The sequence below is a fragment of the Pseudomonas reinekei genome (assembly GCF_001945365.1).
Classification (GTDB): domain Bacteria; phylum Pseudomonadota; class Gammaproteobacteria; order Pseudomonadales; family Pseudomonadaceae; genus Aquipseudomonas; species Aquipseudomonas reinekei.
Map to the genome: position 1 here is coordinate 21,724 of NZ_MSTQ01000001.1, position 20,406 is coordinate 42,129.

General features: G+C 55.8%; 20 protein-coding genes and 2 pseudogenes. 10 read left to right on the forward strand and 12 right to left on the reverse strand.

Annotated elements, in window-relative coordinates; genetic code table 11:
• Positions 1-39: 39 nt before the first annotated feature.
• Genes BVK86_RS00105 through BVK86_RS00135 form a run of 7 tightly spaced genes read right to left on the reverse strand, consistent with a single transcriptional unit; the run spans position 40 to position 6,473 of the window.
• Positions 40-927: an alpha/beta fold hydrolase gene (locus BVK86_RS00105; protein ID WP_075944474.1), complete on the reverse strand. Its 888-nt coding sequence runs from the start codon at positions 925-927 to the stop codon at positions 40-42.
• A complete protein-coding gene (locus BVK86_RS00110) occupies positions 927-1,712 on the reverse strand; it encodes a molybdate ABC transporter substrate-binding protein (protein WP_075944475.1) in 786 nt (261 codons plus the stop codon). Before BVK86_RS00110 ends, BVK86_RS00105 begins: the two co-directional genes overlap by 1 nt.
• A gap of 54 nt (positions 1,713-1,766) precedes the next feature.
• Entirely contained in the window at positions 1,767-2,702 is a 936-nt protein-coding gene (locus tag BVK86_RS00115) for an SMP-30/gluconolactonase/LRE family protein (protein WP_075944476.1), read from the reverse strand.
• Positions 2,703-2,727: 25 nt separating this feature from the next.
• Complete coding sequence (locus BVK86_RS00120; protein WP_244160018.1) at positions 2,728-3,708, reverse strand: amidohydrolase family protein; 981 nt, start codon at positions 3,706-3,708, stop codon at positions 2,728-2,730.
• Positions 3,709-3,730: 22 nt separating this feature from the next.
• Positions 3,731-4,549, reverse strand: coding sequence for an SDR family NAD(P)-dependent oxidoreductase (locus BVK86_RS00125; RefSeq protein ID WP_075944937.1), 819 nt, complete (start codon positions 4,547-4,549; stop codon positions 3,731-3,733).
• A gap of 10 nt (positions 4,550-4,559) precedes the next feature.
• Positions 4,560-5,120: a carboxymuconolactone decarboxylase family protein gene (locus BVK86_RS00130; protein WP_075944477.1), complete on the reverse strand. Its 561-nt coding sequence runs from the start codon at positions 5,118-5,120 to the stop codon at positions 4,560-4,562.
• Positions 5,121-5,132: 12 nt separating this feature from the next.
• The gene (locus tag BVK86_RS00135) at positions 5,133-6,473 is read right to left on the reverse strand and encodes a cation:dicarboxylate symporter family transporter (protein WP_075944478.1); all 1,341 of its coding nucleotides are present in this window, start codon (positions 6,471-6,473) and stop codon (positions 5,133-5,135) included.
• Positions 6,474-6,638: 165 nt separating this feature from the next.
• Between BVK86_RS00135 and BVK86_RS00140 the strand changes: the two genes are divergently transcribed.
• Together BVK86_RS00140 and BVK86_RS00145 are read left to right on the forward strand one after the other, a co-directional pair.
• Positions 6,639-7,622 carry a LysR family transcriptional regulator gene (locus BVK86_RS00140; protein ID WP_075944479.1) on the forward strand — a complete coding sequence of 328 codons (984 nt, stop codon included), beginning with the start codon at positions 6,639-6,641 and terminating at the stop codon, positions 7,620-7,622.
• A 140-nt stretch (positions 7,623-7,762) separates the two neighbouring features.
• Positions 7,763-8,041, forward strand: coding sequence for a hypothetical protein (locus BVK86_RS00145; protein ID WP_231977880.1), 279 nt, complete (start codon positions 7,763-7,765; stop codon positions 8,039-8,041).
• Positions 8,042-8,106: 65 nt separating this feature from the next.
• Here the strand turns inward: BVK86_RS00145 and BVK86_RS00150 are convergent, their stop codons facing one another.
• Entirely contained in the window at positions 8,107-8,670 is a 564-nt protein-coding gene (locus BVK86_RS00150; protein WP_075944480.1) for a cytochrome b, read from the reverse strand.
• An 82-nt stretch (positions 8,671-8,752) separates the two neighbouring features.
• Positions 8,753-9,880: pseudogene (locus BVK86_RS00155) on the reverse strand (aldehyde dehydrogenase family protein); the annotation flags it as partial.
• 429 nt (positions 9,881-10,309) lie between these two features.
• Between BVK86_RS00155 and BVK86_RS00160 the strand changes: the two are divergent.
• From BVK86_RS00160 to BVK86_RS29140, 4 genes are all read left to right on the forward strand, one after another.
• Positions 10,310-10,633 carry a hypothetical protein gene (locus tag BVK86_RS00160; protein WP_075944481.1) on the forward strand — a complete coding sequence of 108 codons (324 nt, stop codon included), beginning with the start codon at positions 10,310-10,312 and terminating at the stop codon, positions 10,631-10,633.
• A 302-nt stretch (positions 10,634-10,935) separates the two neighbouring features.
• Positions 10,936-12,822, forward strand: coding sequence for a DDE-type integrase/transposase/recombinase (locus BVK86_RS00170; protein ID WP_075944483.1), 1,887 nt, complete (start codon positions 10,936-10,938; stop codon positions 12,820-12,822).
• Positions 12,823-12,836: 14 nt separating this feature from the next.
• Positions 12,837-13,817 (forward strand): ATP-binding protein, encoded by a 981-nt coding sequence (locus tag BVK86_RS00175; RefSeq protein ID WP_075944484.1) that lies wholly within the window; start codon positions 12,837-12,839, stop codon positions 13,815-13,817.
• 556 nt (positions 13,818-14,373) lie between these two features.
• Entirely contained in the window at positions 14,374-15,279 is a 906-nt protein-coding gene (locus BVK86_RS29140) for a hypothetical protein (protein ID WP_139315734.1), read from the forward strand.
• A 640-nt stretch (positions 15,280-15,919) separates the two neighbouring features.
• Here BVK86_RS29140 and BVK86_RS00180 read toward each other — a convergent pair.
• Positions 15,920-17,125, reverse strand: coding sequence for a tyrosine-type recombinase/integrase (locus BVK86_RS00180; protein ID WP_173668858.1), 1,206 nt, complete (start codon positions 17,123-17,125; stop codon positions 15,920-15,922).
• Here BVK86_RS00180 and BVK86_RS30370 point away from each other — a divergent pair.
• Positions 17,063-17,503: pseudogene (locus tag BVK86_RS30370) on the forward strand (DNA-binding protein); the annotation flags it as partial. The gene BVK86_RS00180 and the pseudogene BVK86_RS30370 overlap by 63 nt on opposite strands.
• A 152-nt stretch (positions 17,504-17,655) precedes the next feature.
• On the opposite strand, the gene BVK86_RS30375 reads toward BVK86_RS30370, so the two are convergent.
• On the reverse strand, positions 17,656-17,934 hold the full coding sequence (locus BVK86_RS30375; protein WP_408003004.1) for a hypothetical protein: 279 nt from the start codon (positions 17,932-17,934) through the stop codon (positions 17,656-17,658).
• Positions 17,935-18,144: 210 nt separating this feature from the next.
• On the opposite strand from BVK86_RS30375, the gene BVK86_RS30025 reads away from it, so the two are divergent.
• Entirely contained in the window at positions 18,145-18,282 is a 138-nt protein-coding gene (locus BVK86_RS30025) for a hypothetical protein (protein WP_231977881.1), read from the forward strand.
• A gap of 29 nt (positions 18,283-18,311) precedes the next feature.
• Positions 18,312-18,563, forward strand: a complete 252-nt coding sequence (locus tag BVK86_RS30030) for a hypothetical protein (protein ID WP_331717017.1) — start codon at positions 18,312-18,314, stop codon at positions 18,561-18,563.
• Between the two features lie 364 nt (positions 18,564-18,927).
• Here BVK86_RS30030 and BVK86_RS00195 read toward each other — a convergent pair whose 3' ends face one another.
• On the reverse strand, positions 18,928-19,824 hold the full coding sequence (locus BVK86_RS00195) for an AraC family transcriptional regulator (RefSeq protein WP_075944485.1): 897 nt from the start codon (positions 19,822-19,824) through the stop codon (positions 18,928-18,930).
• Positions 19,825-19,935: 111 nt separating this feature from the next.
• Here BVK86_RS00195 and BVK86_RS00200 point away from each other — a divergent pair, with 111 nt between their 5' ends.
• On the forward strand, positions 19,936-20,277 hold the full coding sequence (locus BVK86_RS00200; RefSeq protein ID WP_075944486.1) for a carboxymuconolactone decarboxylase family protein: 342 nt from the start codon (positions 19,936-19,938) through the stop codon (positions 20,275-20,277).
• Positions 20,278-20,406 lie beyond the last annotated feature (129 nt).

Sequence of the window (20,406 nt, forward strand, 5' to 3'; positions counted from 1 at the left end):
TTCAAACTTACGAAAACACGCTCGATGCGCTTTTGCGCTCTACAGCTTGCGGGCGTACTGCGCCTTGGCAAACGCGGCGATTGCATCCGCCATCGCCTTGGGTTGTTCCGGAGCCATGGCATGGCCGGCATTTTTCAATACCACCACCTGGACCCGGTCGCCGAGCATGCTTTTGAGCACGCCTGAGAAACGCCGTGGAGCCACAGTGTCTGCCTCGCCCTGCAAATCGAGAATCGGCGCACTGCCGGCGGCGAAGTAGTCGTCCACCGGGGTGATGTTGCGCGCATGGCCTTCGGCATCGTGGGTCGCCTGGTGCCAGCCGCCCAGCCATACCTTGGGGTCGTTGCCGGGGGCAAAGAATGCCTTGCGCAGATAGATAAGGCGTTGTTCTTCGGAAAGCGACATATCGCCCGCGCCGTCGATGGCCTGACGCATCTCTGCGTTGATGGGTTTTTCAGTGGAGCCTGGCGGAACCTTGCCAGCGGACGCAGCAGCCATGACCACGCCGCGCACCAAATCGGGACGATCCGCCGCGAGCATGCGCGCCGCGAAATTGCCCCAGGCATGACCGACCACCACGATGGGGCCTTTATTTTCATGCTCGACCACCGCCGCGACGTCACGGGCAAAGTCGTGCACGGTCAGGTTTTCCATCGGCCCTTTGCTTTGCCCTATGCCCCGTGGCTCCGGCCTGACCACACGGAATCCGTCGGCCTGGAGATAATCGGCGACCTGATCATAATCGCGACCCGAGCGACCCAGCGAGGGCAACATCACAATCACCGGCCCGGTACCTTGGGCATTGACCTCGATTTGTACATTGTCGTAGCGAACCAGCTCTTGCTTCAGTGGAGCACCAGCGGCCATCGCAACGGCAGAAGCCAGGCCAAAGGTGGCTCCGAGTAGAAGACGCGAGACTATTTTCATTATTTGGACTCCTGGGTATTCGCGTTTTTCGCTGGCTCAAGGCCGCTCTCTTCAAGCAGACGGCGTGCCGCTGGGCTGTTGAGAAAGGCAATGAATTCACGCGCAGGCAGCGCATTTTGGGTTTGGTGTGCAACGGTGGCGCAGAAACGGCTGACTTTCTGCACCTCCTCTGGCAGCGGGCCCAGGAAATCGACACCGGGGGTGACTTTCAATTCGCTAATCTGTTGCATGCCGATATCCGCATCTCCCCTGGCCAGGGCTGTGCCTACCAGTTCCTTGCCGGCGATTTCGACGGTCTTGTTTTTCACTTGATCGCTGATACCCAAACGCTGGAACAGCTCGGTGCGGATGTATACGCCGCTTGCGCCCTGGGAATAAGCGATTTTGTCAGCGTTCAGCAGGGCTGCTTTCAACGCCGCGACGCTTGAGACATCCGGCTTCGCTTTGCCGTGAGGTACGCCAACACCAATGCGTGAATCCGCGATTTCGCGGCGGGTCGTCATGTCGAAGGCGCCGGTGGCCGAGAGCAGTTCCAGGGTTTCGTCGGCCATGATCGCCAGGTCCATCGGCTCTTTATGCCTGATGCGCTCTGGAATGGATTCCGGTGAGGTGCCCATCGAAGGCCCCCAACTGAAACTCAGGGTGTTGCCGCTGGCTTTTTCATAGGCCGGTTGAAGGTGTTCCATGGCGCCCCGGAGTGCGCCACTGGCAATGACCTTCAGCTCGGCCGCTTCGCCTAACTGAGAGAAACCGAGCAAGCTGACCAGGCCGGTGGTCACTAACATCGGGGCAGATCTTGTTTTTTTCATGGTGCTACCTTCTCTATTTAGGCGCTCGTTTCAAGCGCCACGGGTGTTGACGAACAACGCATACAGCGAAGTGGTTGAGGCCATCAGCAGACGATTACCGCGAGGCCCGCCGAAGCACAAATTGGCGCAGCGCTCCGGCAAGTCGATATGCCCGATGGCGCTGCCGTCGGGGGCGAAGATGCGCACGCCATCCATGCCTGGCTCCGGTGCGCCCCAGCCGCACCAGAGGTTGCCGTCCACGTCCACGCGTAGACCATCCGGCAGCCCGCTGCCGGCATCAATCAGCTCGCGCCTTTGGCTGAGGCAGCCCTGGCTATCGACGCTGTAGGCCACGATCCGCCGCGGATGCGCGCGGGATTCGACCAGGTAAAGGGTTTTTTCGTCTGGGGAGAAGGCGAGGCCGTTGGGGCCTTCGAGGTCTTCAGCGACGCAGTGCAGCGTGCCATCCGCATCGAGGCGATAAAGGTTGGCCGGCAGTTCCGGCGTACCTTGACGGCCCATGTAGTCGCTGATCAGGCCGAAAGGCGGATCAGTGAACCAGATGCTGTCGTCAGACCTCACCACAATGTCATTCGGCGAATTCAGCGGTTTTCCCGCGAAGCTATCGGCAAGCACCGTGATGCTGCCGTCGTACTCGGTGCGGGTCACTCGCCGCCCGCCGTGTTCGCATACCAGCAAGCGGCCTTGACGGTCGCGCGTCATGCCATTGGCCTGGTTGGCGGGCTGGCGAAACACGCCCAGGACGCCGGTGGCCTCGTCCCAGCGCATGATGCAATCGTTGGGCAAATCGGTGAACAGCATGAAGCGTCCGTCGGCAAACCAGGCCGGGCCTTCTGCCCAGCGCAGACCACCGCCGAGACGCTCGACCTTGGCATGGGCAATACGGTAATGCGCAAATCGAGGGTCCAGTTCGCGCACCCTTGGGTCTGGCACGCGCACGCTGGGAGCCCAGGTGATATCGTTCATCTTGTCACTCCGCAAGGGGCAGACGTCAGGTGTAAAGGCGCGCCGGGTTATCGATCAGGACCGCCTGCTGCAGGGCAGGGCTGTCGCACACCTGGCGAATGAAGGCGAGTAGCGCGGCGTCATCAGGCACAGGCCCCTTGATGTTCGGATGCGGCCAGTCCGACCCCCAGATAGCGCGTTCCGGCGCGCACTCAAGCAGCGCACGAACCTGGTCCAGCGCCTGCGGCCAGGGGCCGGGCCGACCTTGCATGGCGCGGTCGACGCCCGATAGTTTGAGCCAGCGATTGGAATGGCCCAGCTCAGCACGCAGTTGACTCATCAACAACGGATCAACAGGCTGAGTGAGGTCCGGACGTGCCATATGATCGATGACCAACGGCGTTTTCAGGTCGCGCCAGGCTTGTAGAAAAGGCAGTAGCGTAGGTAATTCACCATGCACCAGTACATGCCATCCAAATGGGCCGACGCGCTCAGCCAGAACGCGCAGTTTTTCAGGATCACGTGCGCCAGGCAGGTGGCCCATCAAATTGAAACGGATACCGCGTAGGCCCCCGTCATGCAGCGCCTGCAACTGCGCATCGGTGGTGGTTTCATCAATGATGCCGACACCGCGGTACGCACCTTGGCTGCTGGCAATCGCTTCCAAAATGGCAGAATGATCGGTGCCATACGGCGCGGCCTGTACCAGCACGCCGTGGCGGATGCCCAGCCGACGATGTAGTGCCAGCAGCTCGGTAAAAGGCGCCGGTTCAGGTGTATAGGCTGCATCGGCTGGTAGAGGGAACTGAGCCCAAGGGCCGTAGATATGGGTGTGGCAATCCCACGCGCCCCCAGGGTTGGATAAAATCGGCATGTTGGCTCCGAAAGTTTGCTCAGATGCACCGCCAACCAGGCCGATACCGGCTGCAGCGATCAGGCTGCGTTTAATGAACAGACGGCGTGCCGCCTGAACGAAAGATAGATCGTCCATGTTCGACTCTGATTGGTTAGGTGGGCAGGGCTGCAATCTGTGCAGCCTTTACAGTGACTTAGTCGCAACGCGCGGTCATGCCGCCATCGACGATGATTTCAGTGCCGGTGACAAAGCGCGATTCATCGCTGGCCAGGTACAACGCCGCGTAAGCAGTGTCGCGGCCATCGCCCATGAACCCGAGGGGAATGCGGGCCAGGCGGGTGTCGAGTAATTTGCTCACATCACCGCCGGTGCGTTGCCCGGCCAGGCGTACTTCGACCATAGGTGTGTGCAACTGCCCGGGTACCACGGTGTTCACGCGGATGCCCTTGGGCGCGTATTCCACTGCGGTCACACGCGACAACTGGATGATCCCGGCTTTGCTGGCCGCGTAGGCCACTTGGGCCGAACCCGTCCAGCGAATGCCGGACGTTGAGGCGGTGTTGATGATCGAACCGCTGCCCTGGGCTTCCATCAGTGGCAGCACGTGCTTGCAGGTCAGGAAGACGCTGCCGAGGTTCAGGGCAATCTGCGCATCAAACTTTTCTTCAGCCAAGGCAACGGCGCCGCCCGCTGCCGAGCCGCCGACGTTGTTCACCAGAATATCAACCGTGCCATAGGTCTCTTTGCAGGCGGCAACCATTGCGGCGACGGCCTGGGTGTTGGTGACGTCGCAGGCATAAGGCGTGACTTCCCCGCCCGCATCGCGAATGCGCTGCAGCGTTTCCTCCATGGCTCCGAGATCACGATCAACCGCGAACACCTTGGCACCGGCCATGGCGAATAACACCGCGACTGCTCGGCCGTTGCCCCAGCCACTGCCAACACAACCGGCACCGGTGACGATGGCGATCTTGCCTTTGAGACGGTCGCTTTTTGGAAGAGTATCGGTCATGTACATATCCTCAGTTCAATGTAGTCGGCAGTTCGGCAGTGGCGCCGGCGGGCGGGGGCACTTCGAATACCTTGATGGTCATGGAGATCAGGCTGTAGTAGCCCGCGATGCCGACCAGGTCGACAGCCGCATCGGTGCCCAACAGCACGGTGAATTCGGCGTACAGGTCGTCGCTGATTGCACGCTGGGCATGCAGTTCGCGAATGAAGCGGTAAACCAGCGCTTCATCGGCGTTTTCGAACGCTGGCGGCAGGTCATCGCGAATGGCATCAATGATCTGCGGCGCCAAACCCGCCTCCAGCGCGAACGGCTTATGGGCGGCCCATTCGTATTCGGCGAGCCAGTGGCGCCCCATCATCAGGATGGCCAACTCGGACAGGCGCGGATCCAGACAGGTGTCATAGCGGCAGTAGCGGCCCAACGCCTGGGCGCACTCGGCCAGTTCAGGCCGATGCAGCCAGATGGCCAAGGGGCCTCGCACGCCTTTGCGCGGGCCGTTGGCGATGCGCTCGTAGACCGGGCGCTGCGCATCGCTGAGGTTGTTCGGGTCGATAGGGGGCAGACGATTCATGGAGCTTTCCTGTCAGGGACGCGGTGACTGAATATGAGGTTTATGCGCCGGCTCGATGGGCAACTCGGCCGACTGGGCTTCCACCGGCGGGCGCAGCAGGCTGCGGCTCGGTTTACGGCCGGTTTCGCGCTCGAAGTCTTCAGGGTTGAAGGCGCCTTCCCAGCGGGCGATGGCGAATACCGCGACTGTGTTGCCGACGATATTGGTCAGGGCGGTGGCGGTGGCCATGATGCGGTCGATGCCGAACAGAAGCCCGAGGCCACTCAGCGGCAGGGTTTGCACTGATTGCAGAGTCGCGGCCAGTTTGATGAAGGCGCCGCCTGCCACGGTGGTTCCGCCCTTGGAGGTGATACTCAGGATGGCCAGCAGACCCAATTGCTGCATCAGCGAGAACGGTGTGTCGGTGGCCTGGGCGATGAAGCCGATGGCAATCGCCATGTAGATCGCGGTGCCGTCGAGGTTGAAGCTATAACCTGCTGGAAGCACAAAACCGACCACCACTTCATCGCAACCGCTGCGCTTGAGCTTTTCGATCAGTCGTGGGAATACCACTTCGCCGGAGGCGGTGCCGAATACCAGCAGGATTTCATCGCGAATCAGGCGCAGCACGCTGCCGAACGGCAAGCCGATGGACCAACTGATCGACCCCAGAATGCCGAACACGAAGATCAGCGAGGCGGCGTAGTAGACAACGATCAACTTGAGCAAGTAGAGAAGGGTGTCACCGCCGTAGCTGCCGATGGCCGCAGCCATGGCGCCAAACGCACCCAGAGGAGCGAGCTTCATGATGAAGCTGAGCATTTTGAACAGGATGTTCTGCGCTTCGCCAAGGGCTTTTACCGCGACAGAATCCGGGGCGCATACGCGATTGATCGCTATACCGGCCAGCACTGAAATAATCAGTACTTGAATGATGTCGCCCTTGGCGAAGGCGTCGACCAGTGTGTGAGGGATCAGGCCCAGCAGGTAGTTGATCATGGACACACCGCCTGCGGCGGAGGTTGCCTTGATCGCCTCACTGGACTCATTCAGGCTGGTCGCATGCAGGCCCACTCCCGGTTCAACGACGTTTACGAGGATGAAGCCAATGAGCATCGCCACCGTGCTGACCACTTCAAAGTAGACCAGCGATTTGATACCGAGCCGCCCGAGTTTACGCATGTCCTGAACGTGGGTAAGACCATGCACGAGGGTCACGAAGACGATCGGCGCCAGCATCATTTTCAGCAAGGCAATGAACGCTTGTCCGAGGGGCTTCATGGCGACCGCCCATTGTGGTGCGGCAAAACCGAGAATGACGGCAGCGACAAGTGCGATCAGCACCTGCACGTGGAGCTTCTTTAACTGATTCATGGCATTTCCTGACCCAATAGTGGGCATCATTATTCTTGTGGTAACACGTCCCTTGAAGGGCGAGCTGGGCCTTCAGCTATCTGCGTTGAGCATAGAAAAAACTAAGTCTAGGCACAAAAACCTTATTTTGATACAAAGCTATGCCATTACGGCATGGTGAGTACGATGGACATTCGAGAACTCCGCTCCTTTGTAAAAGTGGCTCAGTGCGGCGGCTTCAGCCGAGCCGCAAAAGAGCTTTTTATCGCTCAACCGGCGCTCAGTCGGCAGATCGCCAAGCTTGAAGAGCAGCTTCAGGTTGCACTGTTCATTCGCCATGGCAGGGGAGTGGAACTGACGGCCGCCGGGGCACGTCTGCTGGAGCGCGCGGACGTCATGCTGCGCTACATGGAAGAAACCGCCGACCATGTGCGTAACAGCGCGGTCGAGGAGCGCGGGCACCTGGCAATCGGGCTGCCCCCTGCGATCGGGACCATCGTCGGGCCGCAGTTGATCCGGCGTTTTCACGAGCGTTGGCCCAAGGCCTCATTGCATGTACTGGAAGGCTTGAGCACGTCGCTGCAGGAGTGGTTGCTGGATGGACGCATTCAGGTCGCGGTGGTGTACAACCAGCCGTTGCTTGAGGCCTTTGATGTCAGGCCGATTTTCAGTGAGCGAATGGTACTGGTCGGGCCGCCAGGCGAAGCGCCGAAATCGGTGCGCATCATGGGGTTGGCGGATTTCCCGCTGATCCTCCCCGGCTTGCCCCACAGCAACCGGCGGCTGATTGAACAAGTGGCCGCGCAGAGCGGATTTCATTTGAATGTGATATTCGACGTTGACAGTGTCAGCCTGACCAAGCGCATGGTGGCGGAAGGCATGGGGTACTCGATCCTGGCCCATGCGGCAGTGCAGGAAGATATCGCCAAGGGGATCTTGGTCGGCCATGCCATCGAGAGGCCAGGTATTCGGTCGACGGTTTCGTTGACCACGCTCAAGGAGCGCAGGAGCAGTCGCCTGGCATTGAGCTGGGAAAAAATCCTGCTGGAAACCCTGGAAGAGTTAGTGACCGTCGGGGCGTGGAAGGATGCCACGCTTTGGTTAGGGAGCGACGGCCAGGACAGCTTTGCGCGACCCGCACGGACGGTGGGCAGGACAGGGTCCCATTAGCCTGGAACCCTGCCCGTTACCACGTTATTTCATGTCCCTGGCCTGATTCCTAAGGGTGGGATTTCCTGTTCCAGGGCGGCTTTCGCAAACGCTTCCAGGGTAAAATCGCGTCCAACTACGCCGGTTCAGTAACGTCGAATATGCAGATCAACGACGTGCTGCTCTCTGTTCGGCCAACCGAGAAATTGACCCTGAACGCGATGGCCTTTGACTACCACCAACTGTCCCGTCGCAATGAACGGGATTTCGCGGCGCGGGAGGTGGACCTGTTCCTGGATTGGTTGGTCACGGATAACGTCACACTCTCGCCGTTGATCGGCCTCTATAAACCCGAGAAATGGTTTGGCAACGGAGGCGGGCAGAGCGGCAGCGCGTCGACCAACGCGTACATGCAGTTCATTGTGTGGGCGACGTTCTGAGTCGTCATTGAGGTTTGTTGCAGGTCCAGGCAGGCGTTGACGTTTTGCGTCAACGCCTCATGCATTCAGAGCATGCGGCGCAGCACGTCGTTGCGCGGATCGCGGTCGTAGAAGCGATGCTTGAGGGCCCCCGCCACATGCAGCACGATCAGGACCAGCAACGTATAGGCGAGGACTTTGTGCAGCCATTGGAACACCGCAAACCAATCGTCATTCTTTGGCAACAGTTCCGGCAGGTTAACCCCGAAAAAGAACACCCCGTCGCTCATCGTGTAGGTGCTCGACATGGAGTAGCCCATCAACGGCACGATCACCAGCAGCACGTACATCACGCGCTGCGTCAGGCGTGACAGGAACCGTTCATACCCCGCCAGGGTTTCCAGTGGCTGCGGCAGCTTGGGGGTGCGAAAACGCACGGCGAGCTGAGTCAGGACCACCAGGAACGTCAACACCCCGAAGGACTTGTGCCACGGGTAATAGAGCTCGTATTTGCTCGCCACTTCATCATTCATGCCGGTCATGTGCCAGCCGACCCACAGCAGGCCCAGGACCAGCACCGCACGCACCCAGTGCAGCATGCGCAAGGAAGTCGGGTACCGATCGATTGTCGGTTGATCTATTGGGTTCATATCAGGCTCTCCACGGAGCGATGCACGGTTCAATGGCCACCCTCAACGTTGGAGGGTGGCTCGGTCAGGTCAAGGCGTGTGCTCAGGCCGGCAGCAGCACGGTGATGACTTTCTCCTCGGTGTAGGCCAGCGCGCCGCTGAACCCGCCTTCACGCCCGATACCGCTGGTCTTGACGCCACCCCAAGGCAGGTTGGCGTCCAATGGGCTCCAGCAGTTGATACCCACGGCGCCGGCTTTCACCGCTGCCGCGACACGGTGCGCTTTGACCAGGTCGCGGGTCCAGACCGTGGCCGCTAGGCCGTAGCTGCTGTCGTTGGCCAGGGCGATCGCTTCGTCTTCGCTGTCGAACGTAATGAGGGTGCCGACGGGACCGAAGATCTCGTCCCGGGCGATTTCCATGTCGTTGCGGGCGTTGGCGAAGATCGTCGGGCGCACGAACCAGCCCTTCTTAGGCGCCGAGACGCCGCCGGCGAGCAGTGTGGCGCCTTGGTCGATACCCAGTTGGATGTAGCGGTTGACGCGATCGAATTGCGCCTTCTTGGCCACTGGGCCCATCTGTACGCCGGGCTCGCGAGGATCGCCCACGTTCACGGCCTGTGCGGCCTCGGCCAGTGCGGCACCGAAACGTTCGGCGAGGCTGCGCTGCACCAGGATCCGCGAACCGGCTGCACACACCTGGCCCTGGTTGGCAAACAGACCGAGCGTACAGCCGCGCAGGGCGTCGTCGAAGGAGGCATCGTCGAACACAATCTGCGGGCTCTTGCCGCCCAATTCCAGGGCCACGCGCTTGAACAGCACCCCGGCGGTGCGCTGGATTTCACGCCCGGCCTCGGGACTCCCGGTGAAGCTGATCTTGGCGACATCCGGGTGTTCGCACAGGGCGCGACCGACTTCGTTGCCGTAGCCGGTGACCACGTTGATCACGCCGTCCGGGAAGCCGGCTTCCTGCGCCAGCAACGCCAGGAGCAGGGCCGACTGCGGGGTTTCTTCCGATGGTTTGATCACGACGGTACAGCCAGCCGCCAGCAATGCGGCGAGCTTCCACACGGTGATCATCAGCGGCGAGTTCCAGGGCACGATGGCACCGACTACGCCGACGGGCTCGCGTACCGTGTACGACAAGGTCTTGGTGCCAAAGTAGCCACCAGTGGGAATGGTGCGGCCTTCAAGCTGGTTGGCCCAGCCAGAGGCTGCGCGCAATCTCAGGACGTTCCAGTAGCACTGAGATGGAAGGAAATATCCAAATGCAGGAACAATTCCGCAATTTAGATTTTTACTTCTCTGAAATTTCGATCTTCACTTCCGGGTACCTTTGACCTTGCAATTCTGTAAAATAGCGAAATTTTGAATTTGAAACTTTTCTAGCCGTTTGTTCGACTATTGTTTTTTGCATATGTTATCTCAATTTTTGGTCATATTTGAATATTGCAGATAAAGATTTTGTCTTTATCAGCGTGCGTTATAGCCTATTCAGCTAAATATGAATTTTTAACTAACAAATATTCTAAGCCAAAAAAGGCCTCTGGAGCATAATTTCTGTAAATTTGCGAAACGCCCGGCCGGTGCGCAAATGTGAAACTTTGTAAGCTACTGTTTTAAATCGACTATGCAGCGGTCGAGTCGAGCAGGATGATGAAAATGACTACATTTGTTTCATTTGAATCGTGTCTTCGTCCAAAGGGGGCGCCAGAATTTGTGGCGTTCAGTTTGAAAAAGAATGAGCGGGTGAAGTTCTTCAACCGCGCCAGCCTCTGGCGATGGGCTTCAGTGGAATTCGATCCATTAGCGGTATCTCTGAGACTCAATGAGCAGGTTTTCACGAGCACCTACGGAAAATTCGCTATTCCGGTAGCCTATGAAACTAACGTATCAGATTGTTTGGTTTTTTTTGAAAAAGGCATCAACGAAGATGTTCGTAGTGAAATAATTAGCTACGGCGAAAAAAAATGGAAGTTGTATTGAGTTCATAGGGCGGCAGTTTTTGGATGGCCGACAGGTAGAATCGGTTAATTATTTAAATATGTTGTCCTATATTGTTAAACGACGCGATTCGTTGACTAACCGAAATTTGGATCGTGGCTTGAGAATTGTTAGAGATAACGCTAGGACGGTGCAAGATGCCATTCGGGCACTGAATCTGGATTTCGCAGACAGAGCAGCGGCGTTGTTCTTTGAGATGGTCCGCCGCGGCTCAATAAACGTTCCCGATATTAAGACCACAAAGATCTATGGCCAGATGAGATTCGAGATCAGAGGCGACGCTCATGAGCCAAGGTAAGAGGTTTTCACGGGTTCAGTTCAAGGTCGATGGTGGCGACTGCAATCTCTGGCCACCCGTTGATGCCGACCTCATACCTGAAGACCTGCGGGCTGATGCGCTCTCACGTGTGAATGCAATCAAAGCTTATTTGAATGAAGATGCAAGCGTTGAGGAGGTGGAAGAAAAATATGGAATTCATCGGTCGACGCTGTATCGAATGATCAAACGCTGTGAGTCCCGAGACGACGATGGACGGGTGCTAGGTTTCAAAGGCGCCATACCTTACTGGCGAAACTCAGCTGATAAATATAACCGCTTGAAAGAGATAGAACAGCAGGTCGACTCCGAGGAGAGGGGCGACGCAGGCGTTTTTCAACAGCTAATCGATGAGCACAATGCCCTCAGGGAGTGGTTGGGTGCTCAGGCGCGCAAGTATAAACCGCGCAAAGAGGGGGGGGAGCACTTTGCTGTGCTGCACTCCGCATTTTTGGCCCTTTGTGCCTCTCTTGAGATACCGGATACAAAGTATCCCTTCTGTAGAAAGACCAAAGCGAGGTCGGCTCTCAGATCTCATCTGATCAAAACTGCGAAAACTCTCAAATCGCAGTCCGAAGCTGACTACAACGAATCAAGAGTGCGAGATATTGTAACGCCTACCGATATCATGGAGGATGTTGAAGCGGACGGGCACGAAGTTGATATTCGACTTGTAATTGAAGAGACCGATCGGTATGGCCAGCCCGTGCGATATGAGATTTTAAGAATTTGGCTCATAACACTGATTGATGTATTTTCTCGTTGCGTGCTTGGCTATTCGATTGCACTTGGACGAAGTTATGATCAGATAGATCTTTTATCAGCTGTCTACAATTCAATGGCCCCTCACCGCCGGCCTCCACTGTGCATACCCGAAACATCTTACATGATGGAAGGTGGTTTCCCGTCTGAAGAGGGCTGCGCCTGGGAAACCTGGTCTACGCTTAAGCTGGATAACGCTTGGGCACATAGAGCTAAACACGTATTAACAGTACTTCAAGACCGTGTCGGCTGCGTAGCTGAGTTCGGCAGAGTACACGTTCCAAATGATCGACCTTTTATAGAACGGTTTTTTAGGTTTTTAACTGAGCATTTTTCCCACCGAGTCATAGGGACGACAGGCAGTAATAGTCTGGATAAAATCATTGAGAGACTTTCACCGAAGTCGAAAGATCCCTTGAAGTTGCTCATCACGTTGGATGAGCTACACAGTGCGTTGGATATTGTATTATCAGATTACAATGGCTGGCCGCATTCATCCCTGCAAGGGCACACTCCGCTTGACATATTTCATTTAAGGATGAGTGCGCGAGCTATGCCCGCCAACTCACTGCCTGAAGAATTCCAAAATGCAGACGAGTTCGTTATGGTTCGCGAAAAGGTGGTGATTAAAAGCTCCTCGAAATATGGAGGCGCTTACGTTAATTTCGCCTATCTAAAATACCGGAATGCGGAGATATTACGTAGCGACTCGACCGGGCGAACTATGTTCATAGAATATTCGCGCACGGACATCTCGATAGTCCGCTTGTTGGATGAGGCAGGATCCTTAGTTGGTATGCTGATACCGCCGGACCCTTGGTCTCGAACTCCCCATAGCCTTAAGCTTCGCCTTGAACTGTGCAAGGCGATCAAGGATGGACAGCTTAAATTCGAATGTAACGAAACCGTGCATGATGCATTCCGCCGAAGTAAAGTTGCAGGGGAGGGTGTATCGCGCAGCGTCGCCACTACTCTATTCAAACAGTCTGGCAGCGTATTTAAAGACTCTGCGCCGCCACTTAGTTCGAACCACGAAGAAGATGTAGATACGCGTGTAAAGCCACCTCGGCTGACAAAAGTGTTTACATTTTAACGAGGAGATTTTTCATGGATATCGGTGAACTCAGACCAATTGAGCCCTATCTGCATCCGTTGAGCCTGGAACGCTACCTAATTCCGACTGATTCGATAAGCGCTACGTATGCATTGGTTCTGAAGGTCATCCGTCATAGGGATTCAGGGCTCGTCATATACGGTTATCCTCGCTATGGTAAAACAAGTGCAATGATGTATTGCCAGCACTGTCTCAAGGCGGAGTTCCCTCAAATGCCTGTAGCGATATTTAATACAAAAGATGAGATATCTCCGAACAAGGGCGGATTTTACACCACGCTCTTGGAAGTTGTACATCACAAACTAGCAAAGCAACAATGTTCTGTGACTATTAAACACATCCGCCTTGTCGAACTTATGGCTGAGGAAGCAAAGAAGGATCCGCGTGGACTTTTTATTTTGTTCATAGACGAGGCGCAGCGCATGATGTTGCCTCACTACCAATGGATAAAAGACATTTACAATGATTTGAATCTCAGAGGCGTTACGTTGTTGCCCATACTCGTTGGGCAGAAAGAGTTAATAGACCAGAAGGCAGCACTCGAGAAGGCGGGCAAGGATGCGATACTAGATCGCTTTATGCTATACGAGCATGCATTCAGAGGCATCCTTGACAGGGTGGACTTCGAGACATGCCTCGGTTACTACGATAGCTCCGTATTTCCGGCGAATACGAACTGGACTTATACGCGATTTTTTTTCCCCCTAGCTTATGCAAACGGATTTCGACTGGCCTCATCTGTTGATGTCTTATGGGACGCCTTCAAAGAGTCATACGAAGGAATTGGCTTTCAAAGTCGAATGGAGATTCCAATGAAATATTTTACCAAAACAATCGAAATTCTGATGACGGATTTCTCAGAACGTGACCAGCCCGAATTCTCAGTTTCCAAGGACCTTTGCAAGGAGGTGATTAAAGAGTCCTGGTATCTGGCAGCTGGCGGAAATATGAAAAAAACGAATCCGAGCATGTAGTTTCGTGATTATCACATTGGATATTAATGGAGAAGCGGTGGAGCCCCGTTACTGTTCTGCCTCTCCGAAGTATATTCCGTTTGAGTCAGCCTACTCAATATTATCCCGGTTCGGGCTGTACAATGTGCTTTATGGTGAAAGGCTAATTGATATATTTCGCAATTCATGTCACTCTAAACAGCGTATTAAAAGCCATCCTAGACTTATACACCTTGCATGCACGCAATCTGTTGATCTTGACGTAATGGCGCGCACACTGAGCTTGCCCGCTTGGAAAGTGGAAAGTCTTTTTCTTTCGCCTACGTATGTAAAATACGATAAACATATATCCGAGACGCTAAAGATCTGTCCCTTGTGCTTGGCGCAAGGCAGGCACTATACAATATTCCAACATGGACTCGTTCATCAATGCCCTATTCACCGAGTTGACCTTAGGCAGCGGTGCCCAACTTGTTCCGCTGTGGTCAGGTACGCACTAACGTCTAGTCTATTTAAAGTGCCTTATGGGTGTTGGCATTGCGGTGAACAATTAGGTGAGCGTCGGAGCGCCGCTCAGATGCATTTCATTAATTCGGCAGGCATTGCGAATTTACAGAAAAGCTATAGAGCGCTTGAGTTGTCTAAGGGTAAACGTTTTGTTTTTTCAATTGGCGAAATTTCGGAATTATACTACGACAGTGTCTTGCAGTTCTCGACATCAATCCGCAAATTTGCGAGATTAGAATCAGACTTATTTCGAGAGATTCAGGTCCTTGCCGCAGAACTAACTCCGAAACGCATTGGCGCGCGTTATCCCTGGTGTCGATTACGCAACAAGACACAATCCAAACAACTGAAAGACGTTCCTGCGATCGCACCAAGATATCTGTTAAGTATTGCGAAGTCGATTTTTCGACATTTCAGAAAACATCGCGTCGGACGCTTCAATTGGTCAAATCGGACGCTCCGCCAAATGTGGCGACCAATTGAGGCTTGCTCGGTTCCGCCGGACTGCTACGCGGCATTGGCGCTGTTGGATTGGCATTGCTTTTGGTGGGGTTCCAAAACCCCCAGTTGTTTATCAAGTCCTATCAGCGACAACAAGCATAAAGTGGCGGAGTGGCTGGCTGAAATAAATCAGCACTCAGTGTTTTTAAACTGTCCCGATAGTGCAAGTAAGAATTGGCTTACACAACATATTTTTGGGCGAGATGTGCTCGCCATGTTAACCCGCCAGTTAGAGGAGGGGTGGCGGCAATCAGATGCCTCTGGGGATATCGCGGCGACCATGTTCACCTATGAACGAATGATCAATCCAGTTTGTTGGGCGGCTTACTTTTCCGAACACCAAAATAATATGCGTATTTTTTTTATTGGACGACCGGCAACCACGACGCCCATGCCAATTGTTGCTGGACATGGCGATCTCGGGGCGCGGTTACTCAAAGAATGTGTCGATCTCTCGGGTTTTAAATATTTTTGATGTTGCCAAGGTTCAGAGCCATTGATAAATGACGTCGCCCAATCAACCCGTTCGTTCCTTTAATGAATGATCCGATGCTCGTCAAAATTCGCCGGCCGGATACTCTCTCGCGTCACACCTTCCGTTGTATCGTAGCGCCCAATCCTCACAATGATCTGTAAAGGCCAAGTCGTGGGGTGGCGTTCACATTTTTTACCGACGGGAGTACTTATCAAGGTTGGAGTGTCCTGCTCAGTCTCGGTTCCAAGTGGGTCAAGTGGAACATCGTGCCTGATTGCCCAATCAAGTTATGACGTTTTGAATAACAATCCCCCTCCAGTGGGCTACTACTTCTACACCAATGCTTCATCGGATGTGTCTATTTCAATTAGCCCGGCAAGAATACGTCACATCCGGTGACGCTGTTTGCCCTATCGAATTTATAGAAGGCCCGGCAATATTTAATGAGTATGCAGGAGAGATGCGCCTAGATGTGGGGCGGGTACCTCTGTGATGTGCTCGCAGCGGCTAAACACGGGAAGGAGTGATTGATCTGAATGTTTTGGATCGACTCATCATTTTTAAAACGGCAGTGGCCGAAGTCAGGCGGAAATGTCTGACTACGTCAGGACATTTCCTGGGCTTACGGCTTCAAATATTTTCAGGGTGAACCGTGAGATTCAAATTTTTTGATAATCGCGAGGTCCCAGTCCTCTTGCTCTACGTACTCTGCTGGTAGGCCTGTATCTCTGTTGGGGGCAGTAGCTACATTTATCTTTTCGTCGCTAAGCGGGTCAGACAGCAAGTTTGTCGCGGGACTATTTACTAGCAAACCGTTCTGGTAATAGCCCATGATCGAACTAACGCTACGATGCTCGGTCATGGCCATGATTTCGCCCAAGTGGACGCCCTGCCGGCTGGCCTCGGTGAAAAAGCCGGAGCGCAAGCTGTGTGCAGCCCAATCCCCCTCAAGCCCTGCTAACTTTGCGCGATGCTGGACAATCCTGGCGACCTGGTCTGCGGACAGTCCCTTTTTGCCGACCTTGCCGCCCCTGTACATGCGGCGGAACAGCGGGCCGGATTCGGCTGGTAAAACCGCCAGCCACTCGGTTAAGGCCTTTGCCGCCGGCCCGCGCAGAGGTTTCTCTCGGCGAACGCCGTCAGTATCGGTTCCACCGAGGGCGAAGAGCCAAGTATCGGCGTCCAGTCTGCGCACATCACTCAGTTGCAAGGCGACTACCTCGGAACGACGCCGGCCGCCGCCACTCCAGGCCAGCAGGAGCAGGGCGCGGTCACGAAGGCCGAGTACGCCATCCGTACAGGTGGCGAGCATCGCCTGCAGCGGCTCCAGCACCGCTGCGGTTTTTTTGCGGACCGCTACGCCCTGGCGCGATTGCGACTTGCGCGCCTCAGCCAACAGCGTTTTTAGCGCCCGCGTATCAGTTGGGCTGTCCCAGTTGTTGAGCCTATGCCACTGGCACAGTACCGTCAGGCGGTGACTGACAGTGTTAAAGGCGAGGGGCCCTAACTTGGCCTTGAATCCCGCCGCCACCAGAATGGCATCGATGTCGGGCGGCAGTAGGTGCGTCCAACAGCCGTTCTCCAAAGGTAGTACCAGATGATCAAGAACGAACTGCCCCGCTATCGAGGCAGTCAGCGGGGCATCACCCAGCACCTGGCCATAGCGCAGTTGCAACCAGGTTGACCAATAGGCGAGAGCACTGCAGTAACTGCGCAACGTATTGTCTGCGACGCCTGCGGTGAAAAATACTGCGGCGGCTTCTTGGGCGTGGAGCGCGAGGAGATGTGGGTTCAGTTCCGCTTTGCCTACCTTCGGCAACTGATCGGTAATTTTCATTACGTCCACACCTCAGTTTTGAGATTCGACAATATACCGCGGACATCATTCCCTTATCAGACCCAATATAGCCGGAGGCGGGCCTTGGCAGTAGGGGTGCCGGAAAGCGACGTGTTTGCCGCCGCGGATGCGGTGCTGGCCCGTGGGGAGCGGCCAACGGTGGAACGTGTGCGCTTGGAACTGGGGGGCGGCAGTCCGACGTGCGTCGGCGGGTTGCTCGTTCAATCTTGGGCGAGGCTGGCCGAACGGCTGAGCGGCGAGACTCGCCTGCTGACGTTGCCGGCGGAGGTCTCGCAGGCCTTTGTCGCCCCGTGGCAACAGGCGATTCATCTGTCCCATGGCGTTGCTGAGCAGGCGTTGTCCGAAGAACGTCAGGTCTTGGCTGCCGAACGCGAGCGAGTCGCCGCGGTGGAGGGCCAGGCGCGTCAAGTCGCCGCACTAGCGCGGCAACATGCGACGACTGCGCAGGTGGCCCAGCAAGTGAGCGAGACTCGCTTGGCGGACCTGGAGTTGCTGCTGGAACAGCGTGCGACGCAGATTCAAGACCTGAGCAGCGCGACAGCCTGCTGCGGGAACGCGGTGACGCGCAGCAGTAAAGCCAGACCTTGCAGCAGGAATTGCAGGAGTTGCGACTTAAGGCCGAGTAGGAACGCGTCGCGCAGGAGATCTACGTGCTCGGGGTCGAGGATCGTGCGCATCGTGAAGTCGATCGTGCCAGAGAAGAGAGCAAGCGCATGCCCCCCCAAGTGAAGGAAGCAGGCAACCAACTTGAGCAGTTGCAGCAAAAGATTGAAGGTGCGCAGGCCGCGCTGGGTCAAGCACTGCAAAACGCCGCAGCACAGCAAGCGCGTGGCGACGCGCTGGAGCAGAAGTTAGTGCATCTCGCTCATCGCCGGTCAGCGAACGCAAGACACGCGCGAGGAAAAAGCCCGAACCCAAGTCAGCGAAGTAAGCACCCCAGGCTACATCTTCAGCATACGGCGCCTACGCTTCAACGGCTGGACATGACACGACACAGGGAATGAGCGATGGATGAATTGGGTTTCGCGAATGACCGACCGATCAAAGCTGCCGAGCAGGATCTACTAGGGCGATCCACATTTGCTAAAAACCTAGCGGCGGCGATTGTCGGCTGGAAAAACCAAAGAGCCTGGTCGTTGCCCTGACGGGGCTATGGGGCAGCGGCAAGAGTTCGATCAAGAATCTGGCCATTCAGGAGTTAACCGCCACGCCTCAGCTTGACGTCATTGAGTACAACCCTAGGGAGTGGACTGGCCAGGAAAAACTGAGCGCGTCGTTTTCCGATGAGGTCTCGCGTGCCATTCGGCGAAAGGACAAAAGCAAGGACGGTAAGAAACTGGCCAAGGTCCTGCGCCAGTATGGGCAACGGATCAATGCCAGCGCAGAGTTGGTGGACGGAATGACCCGCTACCTACCGGTCTGGTAGAAACCGGCTCCGCGAGGGCATACTACTTGCGGGAAAATCTGATCAGGACACGTATTTCTTTTTAAGAGCAGGCCATCCAACGCGCTCCCCGAAGTGATCAAAGTCCGAGCGCAAGATGTTGGATCCGTCTCTCCTGAGAGGTCGTAGGGGGCCGGACTACAAAAATTCTTTGATGACTCTGTGGTTGGGCGATGCTCTCGTGGGAATTAATAGCTCTTGTCACAATTGTGGGACTGGTGCCGACGCCACACATAGGAGAGGTTCACCGGCCACACCAAGCGGCGCAGCTAGGCCAGAAGTTGATTCCTGTTAGAATAGAATCAAACGCTGACCCCGCTGTCACGGTTCGCGACAGTTCCACAAACTACTTCTCACGACGTAGTTTTCCCGGCGCTTCCCCGTAAAACTCTTTAAATTTTTTGCTGAACGCGGACTGCGACTGATACCCGACCTGTACGGCAATATCGCTCAATCCCAGATGGGAGTGGCTCAGCAGGTTGAACGCCATTTCCATGCGGACCTGAGTCAACAGCACCCAGGGTGATGCGCCCGCCACGCGTGCAAATGTGCGCAGAAAAGTTGCGCGGGACATGCTCGCCATTTCCGCCAGCCCTTCAACGGTCCACTCGAATGCAGGGTCGGCCAGCATCGCCTGCCAAGCGCGTCCGAGGCGTTTATCGCTGAGCAAGGCCAATGAGCCGGCGGTCTGGCCATCGCTTGCCAAGTGCGCTCGCAGGATTAGGGTGAACAGCGCCTGGGATAGCGCGTCGAGCATGAATCTGGAGCAGACCTGGTGGCCGTCCGCTTCGCCACGCAGCATCTCCACCAGCGCAGGCAACTGCCCACTGGCGGTGGGCGGGACGACCAGATACTCGGGCAGCGCGGCGAAGAGTAGTGACGTGCGATTGAAGTGAAACCCGCCACAGAGCATGTCAAAATCGCGACTGGCCCCGCCAATACGATGCATCGGCACGACACCACCTTCGCTAACGTACGGCACGGTCGGCGCTACGGTTTTGCCTGTGCTGTGCATGACATGCGGCGCGCCTCGTGGAAGCAACAAAATGTCCCCGGTCTTCATGGGAACACGCTGGCCATCGGGAAAATAAACCTGGCACTCTCCGGCCAACACGATGTGATAGGGCGCCTTGCCCAAGGCTTCCTGCTCATGCTCGCGCGCCCAATCCCCCTCGAACTGGCAGCGTAAATCCAGGCTGCCGCGTACGTTGGCCAAGCTGATGAGTTTATCGATTGAATTCATTTTGAGTCTTTCGCAATAAAAGCTGAGCCGATTGAACAAACCTGAATCGCGCCACTGGAGAAAACTGAGTCTGTCGAAACAGTACACTCAACCTGTTCAGGAATTAACGCTATGTTCAATAATTGGTCTGAATTATTGCCCACTATCCAGAAAGCCTTCGGCGCACTGGGCAAGAGCAACCCTAAGATGGTCAAAGCCTACATGGCACTCGGTGAAGCCGCTGCCGAAAACGATGTGCTGGATGTCAGGACACGCGAGTTGATCTCGATCGCCGTCGCTGTCACTACTCGTTGCGATGGTTGTATCGCCGCACATACGAACGCAGCGATCAAGGCAGGCGCGAGCCGCGAAGAGGTGGCGGCGACCCTGGCCACGGCTATCTCGATGAACGCGGGTGCTGCGTACATCTATTCGCTACGCACGCTCGAAGCGTTTGATACGCTGAAAAACTAGTCTGACATCGCGTCCACCGCAGCCTCGGCACTACAAAGAGCCGAGGCTTTTTTACGTCATTGAAACGTTAAGGTCACGTTGAGACGATCAAGCAACAACTTGAGCATGACGAACAAAAGCACCGGTCTC

Bases quoted from the DNA above. Each gene is read 5' to 3' on its own strand.
- BVK86_RS00105 (WP_075944474.1), bottom strand. From the start codon at position 927: ATGAAAATAGTCTCGCGTCTTCTACTCGGAGCCACCTTTGGCCTGGCT.
- BVK86_RS00110 (WP_075944475.1), bottom strand. From the start codon at position 1,712: ATGTTAGTGACCACCGGCCTGGTCAGCTTGCTCGGTTTCTCTCAGTTA.
- BVK86_RS00115 (WP_075944476.1), bottom strand. From the start codon at position 2,702: ATGAACGATATCACCTGGGCTCCCAGCGTGCGCGTGCCAGACCCAAGG.
- BVK86_RS00125 (WP_075944937.1), bottom strand. From the start codon at position 4,549: ATGACCGATACTCTTCCAAAAAGCGACCGTCTCAAAGGCAAGATCGCC.
- BVK86_RS00130 (WP_075944477.1), bottom strand. From the start codon at position 5,120: ATGAATCGTCTGCCCCCTATCGACCCGAACAACCTCAGCGATGCGCAG.
- BVK86_RS00135 (WP_075944478.1), bottom strand. From the start codon at position 6,473: ATGAATCAGTTAAAGAAGCTCCACGTGCAGGTGCTGATCGCACTTGTC.
- BVK86_RS00140 (WP_075944479.1), top strand. From the start codon at position 6,639: ATGGACATTCGAGAACTCCGCTCCTTTGTAAAAGTGGCTCAGTGCGGC.
- BVK86_RS00145 (WP_231977880.1), top strand. From the start codon at position 7,763: ATGCAGATCAACGACGTGCTGCTCTCTGTTCGGCCAACCGAGAAATTG.
- BVK86_RS00150 (WP_075944480.1), bottom strand. From the start codon at position 8,670: ATGAACCCAATAGATCAACCGACAATCGATCGGTACCCGACTTCCTTG.
- BVK86_RS00160 (WP_075944481.1), top strand. From the start codon at position 10,310: ATGACTACATTTGTTTCATTTGAATCGTGTCTTCGTCCAAAGGGGGCG.
- BVK86_RS00170 (WP_075944483.1), top strand. From the start codon at position 10,936: ATGAGCCAAGGTAAGAGGTTTTCACGGGTTCAGTTCAAGGTCGATGGT.
- BVK86_RS00175 (WP_075944484.1), top strand. From the start codon at position 12,837: ATGGATATCGGTGAACTCAGACCAATTGAGCCCTATCTGCATCCGTTG.
- BVK86_RS29140 (WP_139315734.1), top strand. From the start codon at position 14,374: ATGCATTTCATTAATTCGGCAGGCATTGCGAATTTACAGAAAAGCTAT.
- BVK86_RS30025 (WP_231977881.1), top strand. From the start codon at position 18,145: ATGGATGAATTGGGTTTCGCGAATGACCGACCGATCAAAGCTGCCGAG.
- BVK86_RS00195 (WP_075944485.1), bottom strand. From the start codon at position 19,824: ATGAATTCAATCGATAAACTCATCAGCTTGGCCAACGTACGCGGCAGC.
- BVK86_RS00200 (WP_075944486.1), top strand. From the start codon at position 19,936: ATGTTCAATAATTGGTCTGAATTATTGCCCACTATCCAGAAAGCCTTC.